The organism is Halorubellus amylolyticus (assembly GCF_034808145.1).
Lineage (GTDB): Archaea > Halobacteriota > Halobacteria > Halobacteriales > Natrialbaceae > Halorubellus.
This window is the reverse complement of the sequence record NZ_JAXHGM010000003.1, coordinates 478,201-492,055: the sequence shown is the minus strand read 5'-3', so window position 1 is coordinate 492,055 and position 13,855 is coordinate 478,201. Positions and strand designations below refer to the sequence as shown.

General features: G+C 63.5%; 2 protein-coding genes. Both read left to right on the top strand.

The window, feature by feature from the left end:
* Positions 1-83 precede the first annotated feature (83 nt).
* The gene (locus SM754_RS11145) at positions 84-13,259 is read left to right on the top strand and encodes a hypothetical protein (protein ID WP_323676302.1); all 13,176 of its coding nucleotides are present in this window, start codon (positions 84-86) and stop codon (positions 13,257-13,259) included.
* Positions 13,252-13,737 carry a thrombospondin type 3 repeat-containing protein gene (locus SM754_RS11140; RefSeq protein WP_323676301.1) on the top strand — a complete coding sequence of 162 codons (486 nt, stop codon included), beginning with the start codon at positions 13,252-13,254 and terminating at the stop codon, positions 13,735-13,737. The genes SM754_RS11145 and SM754_RS11140 overlap by 8 nt, the downstream gene beginning before the upstream one ends.
* Positions 13,738-13,855 lie beyond the last annotated feature (118 nt).

Below are 13,855 nucleotides of genomic sequence, written 5' to 3'. Positions count from 1 at the left end.
TACTACAACCATCAGCGGCCGCACCAGGCGCTCGATGGACGCACGCCAGCCGAAGAGGTGCTAAACTAGACAGTGCCCTGAGAATGAATATCTCGCTGGACGGTCAATATATATCTATAACTATTCTAATATTCCTTTTCTCTTTTGCGGCCCTCTCGGGTGCGGCAGTTGAGACTTCCGTCGCAGCTACTGACAGTGACGGCGACGGACTGACTGACGCGACAGAGAACACCCTCGGCACTGATCCGAACGATTCCGATACCGACGGTGACGGCCTCACCGACGACATAGAGACAACACGGACGGACGGGACTGGACAAGGTGAAGCAGTCGATACCGACGGCGATGGGACTATCGATGCGCTTGACACTGACAGCGACGGGGACGGAATCACCGACAGTACAGAGGGGGCGGCAGATGCCGATGGTGACGGAACGGCGAACTACCGCGATGACGATTCCGACGGTGACGAAATCAGTGACACTGATGAAGTCTCTCTCGGGACGGACCCACGTGATGCAGACTCCGACGGCGACGGTATCACTGACACCGCCGAAACGACACGTGCGGACGGCGCTGGACCGGGAGAGGCGGTTGACACCGACGGTGACGGGACCATCGACGCGCTCGATGCCGACAGCGATGGCGATGGCACGGACGACGTGACCGAGGGAACCGCCGATAACGACGGCGACGGGACACCGAACTACCGGGACTCGAAAGACGAAGACGGCCCGGACGGAGACATCGACGGTGACGGGGTTACGAACAGCCAGGAGCGAACGCTTGGCACGTCTCCTGAGAAGTCCGACACCGACGGTGACGGGATCGACGACTTTGTCGAGACAAACGGCGGGAACAGCGTCGATACGGATGGCGACGGCTCGATTGACGCGAAAGATACCGACAGCGACGGAGATGGTATTCCCGATAGTGAAGAGGGAACGGGGGACCCGGATGGTGACGACACGCCGAACTTCAGGGACGAGGATGCCGACGGTGACGGGATCTTGGACAGTACGGAGGGGACCGGCGACACGGACGGTGACGGCACGCCGAACTACCTGAGCACCGACGCGGACGGCGATGGCATCGACGACTTGGTGGAGGGAACTGGCGATCCTGACGGCGACGGCACGCCGAACTACGCGGACCTCGACAGCGATGGCGACTTCCGGAACGACGGCGACGAGGGGACTGGTGACGCCGACGGCGATGGGACGCCGAATTACCTCGACACCGACAGCGACGGAAACGGTGTCCCGGACAGCAGGGATAGCGACGGGGACAACGACGGCGACGGGGTTCCGGACTACCTCGACACCGACGACCAAGACGGGCCGGACGGCGACCCCGACGGTGACGGACTGACGAACAGCGAAGAGGATTCACTTGGAACCGATACCCAGGATAGCGACACTGACGGAGACGGCGTCAGTGACGGGACGGAGGCACCCGACGGAACGGCCGTCGACACGGACGGTGACGGGACCATCGACGCGCTGGACACCGACAGTGACGGTGACGGACTGTCCGATAATGTGGAGTCGAATCTAGGCACGGATCGAACGGATAGCGACTCCGATGGCGACGGGATTTCGGACGCTGTCGAGACGAACGACGGAAACAGTGTCGACACGGACGGTGACGGGACTATCGACGCGCGCGACACCGACAGCGATGGCGACGGGATCGCTGACAGCACGGAGGGAAGCGGCGATGCCGACGGGGACGGAACGGAGAACTACCGTGACGAGGACGCCGACGGTGACAACATCCCGGACCGTATTGAAGGAGCAGCAGACGCCGACGGTGATGGGGATGCGAACTTCCTCGATACCGACAGCGACGGCGACGGTATCGACGATGTTGACGAGTACACCAACGACCCAGGTGCCGGTAACAGCGACAAGGACACCGACGACGACGGGGTTCCGAACTTCCTCGACACGGACAGCGACGCAGACGGCATCCCGGACACGACTGAGGGGCAAAGCGACTCTGATGGGGACGGCATCCCGAACTACCTTGATGCCGACAGCGACGACGACGGCGCGTACGATCTCAACGAAGGGACCGGTGACGACGACGGCGACGGGACGCCGAACTACCTCGACCCCGACAGCCAGGTTGGGGGTGGGTTTGATCCCAACGGCGACGACGACAACGATGGCATCCCGAACCTCGTCGATGGATTCGGTGACGCCGACGGCAACGGGGATCCGAACTACCTCGATACCGACGCCGACGGCAACGGTATTCCCGACAGCACGGAGGGCAGCGACGACGCCGACGGCGACGGAACCGGGAACAACGCCGATATCGATAACGACGGCGACAGGATCGACGACGACGTCGAGGGAACGGACGACGAAGACAACGACGGGACGCCAAATTACTTTGACCCCGATTCGGACGGTGACGGCATTGACGACGAGGTCGAAGGCGAGTCCGACAGAGACGGCGACAGCACACCGAACTTCCTCGACCTCGATTCGGACGGTGACGGCATCGACGACAGTGCCGAAACTGCGAGCGATGCCGATGGCGACGGCACGCCGAACTTCCTCGACACCGACGCCGACGGTGGTGGGATTCCCGACAGCACGGAGGGAACCGGCGACCAGGATGGAGACGGCAGGCCCGATTACCTCGACAGCGATACGGACGGTGACGGCATTGGAGACGGGACCGAAGGATCGAACGATCTCGACAGCGACGGGACGCCGAACTACCGGGATGACGACTCGGACGGCGACGGGATTCTGGATAGCACCGAATCAGCTCTCGGAACCGACCCGTACGACGAGGACTCGGATGGCGACGGTATCACCGACGACGTCGAAACGACGCGCCCAGACGGCACAGGACCCGGTGAAGCAGTCGACACCGATGGCGACGGGACCATCGACGCGCTCGATACCGACAGCGACGACGACCGAATCTCGGACAGCACGGAAGGGACTGGAGACCCCGACGGCGATGGAACGGCGAACTACCGTGACGAGGACGCCGACGGTGATGGCATCGCCGACCTAGCCGAGTCCGACGGTGGACGGTCGGTCGACACGGACAGTGACGGGACGGACGACTATCTGGACACTGACAGCGACGGCGACGGGATCTCCGATAGGGCCGAAAGCGAAACGAACCTGGCCGTCTCGAACCCACCGGGATACCTCGACAAGGACGCCGACAACGACGGAGTTCCGAACTACCGCGACACGGACGCTGATGGCGACAGCATCCCTGACAGCACCGAGACCGATGATGACGCCGACACGGACGAGTTGGTGAACTACCTGGACCGGGACTCGGACGGTGACGGGATCAGCGACCGCGAGGAGACGGACGCCGATACAGACGGGGATGGGAATCCGAATTTCCTCGACATCGATGCCGACGGCGACGGTGTTGACGACGCGACCGAACAGACGCTCGGCACCGACTTCCTGAACAGCGACTCGGACGGCGACGGTATCGACGACGGGACCGAGACGTCGGACAACGACGGGACGAATCCCGGTCAGGCCATCGACACCGACGGCGACGGGACCATCGACGCCCTCGACACGGACAGTGACTCCCCCGGCCTGCCCGAGGTGAGTCCGGACAGCGAGGAGACCGACGGTGACGAGGACGGCGACGGTATCCCGAACTACCGGGACACGGACTCTGACGGCGACGGCTTCGACGACGACGTCGAGGGGGACGATGACCTTGACAACGACGGGACACCGAACTACCTCGACACTGATTCCGACGGCGATGGGATCACTGACGCTGACGAGGACACCATCGGGACCGACCCGTTCGACGAGGACTCTGACGGTGACGGCATCGACGACGGGGCCGAAGGTGCCGGCAGCGAGACCGACACCGACGGCGACGGCACCATAGACGCGCTGGACGACGATTCTGACGACGATGGTGTCCCCGACGCCGACGAGGGAGGTGGCGACAAGGACGGGGACGGCACACTGAATTTCAGGGACGACGATGCAGACGGAGACGGCGTCCCGGACAGCACCGAGGGGACGGTCGACACGGACGGCGACGGGACCGCCGACTTCCTCGATACCGACTCCGACGGCGACGGTGTGAGTGATAGCACCGAGGCATCGTCTGCGACCGACCGAACGGACAGCGACACGGACGGAGACGGTATCGACGACGGGACCGAGACGACTCGCGTCGACGGAACCGGTCCCGGCGAATCTGTCGACACGGACGGTGACGGGACTATAGACGCCCTTGACTCGGACTCAGATGGCGACGGCATCGATGACTCGACAGAGGGCGCGGGCGATGCGGACGGTGACGGCACCGCGAACTACCGGGATCGGGACAGCGACGACCCGAACGACCAAGCTGGTGATGGCTCTCTCGATGACGGCTCTGCCGAGGAGGGGACGACCGATACCGACGGCGACGGGACGGCCAACTACCTCGATTCGGACAACGACGGCGACGGCGTCACCGACGGCAATGAATTATCGCTTGGAACCGGTGTGAACGATGCCGACACCGACGGCGACGGTATCGACGACGGAATCGAGACAACGACTGTCAGTGGCACGGGGCCCGGTGAGGCCGTCAACACTGACGGGGACAGCACCATCGACGCGCTCGATGCTGATTCGGACGGCGACGGCATCTCAGACAGCACCGAAGGAGCGGGCGACGCGGACGGTGACGGGACTGCGAACTACCGTGACGGCGACAGCGACGACGCAGACGACCAGAGCGGTGACGGCCAACTGGACGACGGGTCAGCGACGGAGGGGACGACCGACACGGACGGCGATGGGACGCCGAACTACCTCGACGACGACAACGATGGCGACGGCATCCCCGACGGCGACGAGGACGAGAACGGCAATGGGTCACTCGACGCTGGCGAGACCGATCCGAACGACGCCGACACGGACGACGACGGGCTCTCGGACAGCACGGAAGGAGCCGACAGCGAGACCGACACCGACGGCGACGATACCATAGACGCTCGGGACACCGACTCCGACGACGATGGCATTGACGACAGCATCGAGGGAACAAACGATCCAGACAGTGATGGTATCCCGAACTACCGGGATACTGACTCGGACGACGACGGCATCCTCGACACCAACGAGGACGAGGATGGAGACGGTGTGCTGGACGCCGGCGAGACGGATCCGTACGACCCAGACACCGACGGCGACGGACTCTCGGACAGCACGGAAGGAGCCGACAGCGAGACCGACACCGACGGTGACGGCACCATCGACGCGCGGGACACCGACTCCGACGACGACGGCATCCCCGACGACACCGAAGACCAGACCGCCGACGATGGGCAGGCAACCGACACCGACGGCGACAACACTCCAGACTACCGCGATGACGATTCGGATAATGACGGCATCCCCGACAGTATCGAAGGGTCCGACGACACCGATGGCGACGGCACGCCGGACTACCTGGATGAGGACAGCGACAACGACGGTATCCCGGACACCGACGAGGACGAGAACGGCGACGGCGTGCTCGATGCCGGCGAGACCGATCCGTACAACCCCGACACAGATGGGGACGGCCTCTCCGACAGCACCGAGGGTGCTACCAGCGATACGGACACCGACGGTGACGGCACCATCGACGCACAAGATGGCGACTCCGACGACGACGGCATCGACGACAGCATCGAGGGAGACGGTGACCCGGACGGGGACGGCGTCCCGAACTACCGTGACGGTGACAGCGACGATGCCAGTGACAGTACTTTCGACGGTGATGGCGAGCTCGACGACGGCTCGGCGACCGAAGGGACGACTGACACGGACGGCGATGACACCGCGAACTATCTCGACGACGACAATGATGGTGACGGCATTCTGGACACCGATGAAGACGAGAACGGCAATGGGTCACTCGACGCTGGCGAGACCGATCCGAACGACGCCGACACCGACGGCGACGGGCTCACCGACAGCACCGAAGGAGCCGACAGCGAAACCGACACGGACGGCGACGGCACCATCGACGCCCAAGACACCGACTCCGACGACGACGGCATCGACGACAGTACTGAAGACCTGACCGCCGACGATGGAGAGGCGACGGATTCCGACGGCGACGGCGTCCCGAACTACCGCGACGGCGACAGCGACGATGCCAGTGACAGTACGTTCGACGGTGACGGCTCGCTCGACGACGGTTCAGCGACTGAAGGGACGACCGATACTGACAGCGACGGGACACCGAACTTCATCGATTCTGACAACGATGGGGATGGTATCCTGGACGGTGACGAGGACGAGAATGGGGACGGCAGCCTCGATACCGGCGAAACGGACCCGAACGACCCCGATACCGACGGGGACGGGCTCTCGGACAGCGTCGAGGGTGCCGACAGCGAGACCAACACCGACGGCACCGGAGATATCGATGCGCGGGACACCGACTCCGACGACGACGGTGTCGAAGACAGCGTCGAGGACCTGACCGCCGACGACGGCGAGGCGACTGATACCGACGACGACGGCACGCCGGACTACCGCGATGCCGATTCGGACGGCGACGGCATCGCCGACAGCATCGAGGACCAGACTGCCAACGACAACGACGCGACCGACACTGACAACGACGGTACACCCGACTTCCAGGATACCGACAGCGACAACGACGGCATCACGGACGACATCGAGGACGACACGGCGGCTATCGGCGATTCCCCGACAGACACCGACGGCGACAACACACCGGACTATCTTGACACCGACTCCGACAACGATCGTATCGGCGACGATACGGAGGACCTGACCGACGACGATGGTCCGGCGACGGACACCGACGGCGACGGGACACCCGACTACCGCGACGGCGACTCGGACGGCGATGGTATCCCGGACGATGCTGAGGACGACGACAACACGGTGGGCAACGGTCAGGCCACGGACAGTGACGGTGACGGGAGGCCCGACTTCCAGAGCACGGATTCAGACGGCGATGGCATTCCGGACGCCGACGAGGACACGAACGCCAACGGTGTGCTCGACCCGGGAGAGACTGACCCGACCCTCGCCGACACAGACAGTGACGGTATCGACGACAACATCGAGACGACGCGGGTCGACGGGACTGGTCCCGGCGAACCGGTCGATACGGACGGCGACGACACAATCGACGCCCGGGACACTGACTCTGATAACGACGGCATCGACGACAGCACGGAGGGCGCTGGCGATGCCGACGGTGACGGAACCGCCAACTACCGGGACCGGGATAGCGACGATCCGACCGACCAAGCCGGTGACGGCCAGCTGGACGACGGGTCGGCCACCGAGGGAACCACCGACACGGACGGCGATGGCACCGCGAACTATCTCGACGGCGACAATGATGGTGACGGTATTCTGGACACCGATGAAGACGAGAACGGCGACGGCACGCTCGACGTCGGTGAAACAGACCCGAACGATCCAGACACCGACGGCGACGGGCTCTCCGACAGCACGGAAGGAGCCGACAGCGAAACCGACACGGACGGCGACGGCACCATCGACGCCCGAGACACCGACTCCGACGATGACGGTGTCGAGGACAGTACTGAAGACCTGACCGCCGACGACGGTAGCGCGACTGACACGGATGACGACGGCACGCCGGACTACCGCGATGCCGATTCGGACGGCGACGGTATCGCCGACAGCATCGAGGACCAGACCGCAAACGACGGTGACGCCACTGACACTGACAACGACGGTACACCAGACTTCCAGGATATGGACAGTGACGGGGACGGAATCGAGGACGATGTCGAGGACGACACCGGAGCGATCGGCGATTCCCCGACCGACACCGACGGCGACAGTACCCCCGATTACCTCGATACCGACTCCGACGACGACGGTATCGACGACAGTACCGAGGATCTAACTGCCGGCGACGGCCAGGCGACGGACTCCGACGGCGACGGCGTCCCGAACTACCGTGATGGTGACAGCGACGATGCCAGTGACAGCACTTACGACGGTGACGGCCAGCTGGACGACAGCTCAGCGACCGAGGGAACCGGCGACGCCGACGGCGACGGGACGCCGAACTACCTCGACGACGACAACGACGGTGACGGTATCTTAGACGGTGAGGAAGACGAGAACGGCGACGGCTCACTCGACACCGGTGAGACAGACCCGAACGACCCCGACACCGACGGCGACGGACTCTCGGACAGCGTCGAGGGAGCCGACAGCGAAACTGACACCGACAGTGACGGCACCATCGACGCGCGGGATACTGACTCCGACGACGACGACATCCCCGACAGTACGGAGGGTGCTGGCGATGCCGACGGTGATGGAACTGCGAACTACCGCGACGGCGACAGCGACGACCCGACCGACCAGGTCGGCGACGGTTCGCTCGACGACGGCTCGTCCACAGAGGGAACGACAGACACTGACGGTGACGGGACGCCGAACTATCTCGACGACGACAACGACGGTGACGGCATTCTCGACACCGAGGAGGATGAGAACGGCGACGGCAGTCTCGATACCGGCGAGAGCGATCCGAATCTCGCCGATACCGATGGCGACGGGCTCTCGGACAGCACTGAGGGCGCCGACAGCGAGACTGACACCGACGGTGACGGCACCATCGACGCGCGGGATACTGACTCCGATAACGACGGCATCCCCGACAGCATCGAAGGGACGACCGATACCGACGGCGACGGCGTCCCGAACTATCGAGATACCGATTCAGATGGGGACGGCATCCCAGACGGTGAGGAGGACAGCAACGGGAACGGATCCGTCGACGCCGGTGAGACCGACCCCTACGCCGTCGACACGGACGGCGACGGCATCGACGACGATATCGAGACGACTCGCGTCGACGGGACTGGCCCCGGCGAAGCAGTCGATACGGACGGCGACGGCACAATCGACGCACAGGACGACGACTCCGATGGCGACGGCATCGATGACTCGACAGAGGGCACTGGCGATGCCGACGGCAACGGGACCGCGAACTACCGTGACATCGACAGTGACGACCCGACCGACCAGGCCGGTGACGGCCAGTTGGACGATGGCTCGTCCACAGAGGGAACGACAGACACTGACGGTGACGGGACGCCGAACTATCTCGATGACGACAATGACGGTGACGGGATCACCGACAGCAACGAGGACGAGAACGGCGACGGCGCGCTCGATAGTGATGAGACGGACCCGAACGATGTCGACACGGACGGCGACGGTATCGACGACGATACGGAAGGCGCTGCCAGCAACACCGACACTGACGGTGACGGGCAGATCGACGCCCGCGACACGGATTCCGACGACGACGGGATTTCCGACAGCACGGAAGGAACCGGAGACGAGGACGGCGATGGGACGGCGAACTATCGCGACGACGACTCAGACGGAGACGGTATCCTCGATTCTACGGAAGGGGCCGGCGATGTCGACGGTGACGGGACGCCGAACTACCTCGATACAGACAGCGATGGTGACGGGATCTCCGACTCCGAGGAGGGAACTGAAGATGACGACGGCGATGGTACCCCGAACTATCTCGACGCGAACGATGAGGACGGTCCAACGGGTGACACAGACGGTGACGGTCTGACGAATAACGAAGAAGAGACGCTCGGAACAGATCCCACCGATAGCGACTCCGATGACGACGGAATCGATGACTCCGTCGAGACTGATGGAGGAACTGCCGTGGACACCGACGAAGACGGCGACATCGACGCCCTCGATACGGACTCTGACGACGACGGCATCTCAGACAGTGCTGAAGGAACGACCGACACTGATGGCGACGGGACACCGAACTACCGTGACACCGATTCGGACAGTGATGGTATCCCCGACAGTACCGAGGGTACGACTGACTCTGACGGTGACGGTGTCCCAGACTATCTCGATTCAGACAGTGATGGCGACGGCATCCCCGACAGCACCGAGGGGACCGATGATGTCGACGGTGACGGCACGCCGAACTATCTGGATACCGACAGCGACGACGACGGAATCCTAGACGGGACTGAAGGAGCCACAGATGCCGATGGTGACGGAACACCGAACTACCTGGACACGGACAGCGACGGAGACGGGATTCCAGACAGTACAGAGGGCACTGGAGATGTCGATGGCGACAGCACGTCGAACTACCTCGATACAGACAGCGATGGTGACGGGATCTCCGACTCCGAGGAGGGAACTGAAGATGACGACGGCGATGGTACCCCGAACTATCTTGACCCCGACGACGACGATGGTCCGGACGGTGACAGCGACGACGATGGGCTGAGCAATACCGAAGAAGCAGCACTGGGAACCGATCCCGACAGTGCTGACTCGGACGGAGACGGAATCAACGACTTCATCGAGACCGACGAGGGGAGCCCTGTCGACACTGACGGCGACGGCACCATCGACGCGCTCGACACCGACGCCGATGATGATGGCATCGATGATGGCACGGAAGGCACAGAAGACAGAGACGGCGACGGCACGCCAAACTACCGGGACACCGACAGCGACGCCGACGGAATCACCGATACTACCGAAGGAGCGACCGACTCCGACGGCGACGGTGTCGCCGACTACCTGGATACCGATAGCGATGGTGACAGCATCCCCGACAGTACAGAGGGTGTCGGAGACGCTGACAGCGACGGGACGCCGAACTACCTCGATTCAGACAGTGATGGCGACGGCATCCCCGACAGTACCGAGGGAACCGACGACGCCGACAGCGACAGGACGCCGAACTACCGCGACACTGACGCGGACGGTGACAGCATCCCCGACAGTACCGAGGGAACCGGCGACGCCGACGGCGACGGGACGCCGAACTATCTCGATACTGATAGCGACGACGACGGGGTGCCGGACAGTCAGGAGGACTCACTCGGCACGGACCCGACCAGTGCCGACTCTGACAGCGATGGAATCAACGACTTCATCGAGACCGACGGCGGCGACTCGGTCGATACCGACGGGGATGGAACCATCGACGCGCTGGACAGCGATAGCGATAGTGACGGCATCCCCGACAGCACCGAGGGAACCAGTGACGCCGACGGAGATGGCACGCCGAACTACCGCGACACTGACGCCGACGGCGACGGCATCCCCGACAGCACGGAAGGGACCGACGACGCCGACAGCGACGGGACGGCGAACTATCTGGACGACGATTCCGACGGCGACGGCATCCCCGATGGCACCGAAGGCACTGCCGATATCGACGGAGATAGCACGTCGAACTATCTGGATACGGACGCCGACGGCGACGGGACGCCAGACAGAGAGGAGGGGACCGGTGACGCCGACGGCGACGGGACGCCCAACTATCTCGACCCTGACGACGAGGACGGCCCGGACGGCGATAGCGACGACGACGGCCTGGACAACGACGAGGAACGGGCTCTGGGTACCGACCCGAACAGCGCCGATTCGGACGGTGACGGTATCGACGATCGTATCGAGACCGACGGCGGTGATACGGTCGATACCGACGGCGACGGAACCGTCGACGCCCTCGACACTGACAGCGACGACGACGGAATTCCCGACAGCACCGAGGGGACGGCGGACACAGACAGCGACGGGACGCCGAACTACCGCGACACCGATGCCGACGGGGACGGGATTCCCGACAGCACGGAGGGAACGACGGACACGGACGGCGACGAGGTGTCGAACTACCGGGATACTGATTCAGACGGCGACGGGATTCCAGACAGGGCGGAGGGTACCGATGATGCTGACGACGACAGCACGTCGAACGCGTTCGACAGAGATAGCGACGGTGACGGCATCCCCGACGCCACGGAGGGGGCCGACGACGTGGACGGTGATGGGACGCCGAACTACTTGGATACGGATTCAGACGGCGACGGCATCGCTGATGCGGACGAGGGGACTGATGACGCCGACGGTGACGGCATCCCGAACTATCTCGACCCCGATACGGACAGCGACGACGGAGATGATAGCGGAAACGACAGTGGAGACGGAGATGACAGCGATAGCGGAGACGACGGCGGTGACGGCGGAGATGACAGCAACGACAGCGAAGACAGCAGTGACGGTGACGATGGGAACGACCCGCCGGTGGCCAATGACGACAGCTTCACCACCGCCGAGGACAGCACCTCTGGGCCGATCGATCTCCTGGATAACGACATCGATCCCGACGGCGACACGCTCTCGGTCGAGTCGATCGCCGGCACCCCGCTGACCCCGGGTATCGCCCAGACCATCGCCGTGCCCAACGGCACGGTGAACGTCTCGGACACCGGCGAGGTGACCTTCACCCCGGATGCCGATTACAACGGGCCGGTCAGCTTCGACTACGTCGTCTCCGACGGCAACGGCGGCACCGTCAACGGCATTGTCACGGCGGACGACTCGCCGGCGCCCGCCGACGACAGCTTCACGATTGACGAGGACGCCACGCTCAGTGACGACGTGTCCGGCAACGACCCCGGCCTGGGTGACGCGCCGGTGACCTACAGCGTCGCGGCCGGTGACGAGCCGGTCCACGGCACCGTGAACATGAGTGGCGACGGCACCTTCGACTACACGCCGAACGCCGGCTACAACGGCAGTGACAGCTTCACCTACACGGTGACCGATGATGACGGCGACAGCGCCACGGCGACGGTGAATATCACGGTCAATCCGGCAGACGATGTCAGTGACGGTGATGATGGGGACGATGGCAGTGACGGTGACGCCGACGGCGATGGCGTCCCCGACTCAGAGGAAGGTGACGGTGACTTCGACGGCGACGGCACGCCCAACGACGAGGACACCGACACAGACGGCGACGGCATCCCCGACGCCGAAGAAGGCACGACCGACACCGACGGTGACGGCACGCCCAACTACAAGGACTCCGACTCGGACGGCGACGGCATCCCCGACGCCGAGGAAGGTACCGGTGATGTCGACGGTGACGGCACACCCAACTATCTTGACCCCGACGAAGGCGATGCCGGCGCTGGTGATGATGAGAGTGACGGGAGCGAGGCGGGGACGACGGATCCCGGTGAGAACGACGATCGAGAGGAGTGTGAACTGTTCGGAATCAGTTATGGCTCCTTCATCATCTGTTGGTACTGGTGGCTCCTCATACCGATCGTGGGCCTGTCGCTCGTCGTGTATCAGACCTGGCACCGAGGTATGTTGAGACAACTCCTCGGGATAAAAAACGACGACATCGGAGGTGAGACAGATGAGTGAGCGCTCCGACACCCTTACCGATGGCCTCCGATGGGGAAGTCGGCTCGCTGTAGTGGGTATTTTGATCGCAGCGCTGTCCCTGGCAATCTCTGCCGTCGGTATCGGTTCGGCTAATCCGCTGTACTGGGCTGGGGTATTCCTTTCGATCATCGCAGTTACCGGGGCCGCAATTCGTGGAGCGCGCACGACCGACACTGATGGTGACGGCACCTCCGACCACAAAGACACTGACACTGACGGTGACGGCGTCCCCGACTCTGAAGAAGGGACGACCGATACTGACGGCGATGGTACCCCTGACTCAGAAGAGGAGTACTCGGTTGTCCGCCACGCTGGGGGGGTGATCTCGGCGATGGTCGGTGTATTCGTTATCGGATTCGGCGTCGAGAACGGGAATCTCTTGATCATACTGGCCGGTGTCGTTATACTCATCGTCGGTGTACTCGGGGTGATTTTCGACACTCAGCGAACAGAGTGAACTGGCCGTTCAGTATGCGGAATGCTGTTGGATTGAAACAGAAGCCGCCGCAGAAGCAGTTCTTGAGTAGTAAAGATATAATCGGGGTAACCATCGAGGAGTCAACTGATGAGCAGGT

Excerpts from the sequence above, each read along its gene's own strand:
- SM754_RS11145 (WP_323676302.1), top strand. The coding sequence starts at position 84 with ATGAATATCTCGCTGGACGGTCAATATATATCTATAACTATTCTAATA.
- SM754_RS11140 (WP_323676301.1), top strand. The coding sequence starts at position 13,252 with ATGAGTGAGCGCTCCGACACCCTTACCGATGGCCTCCGATGGGGAAGT.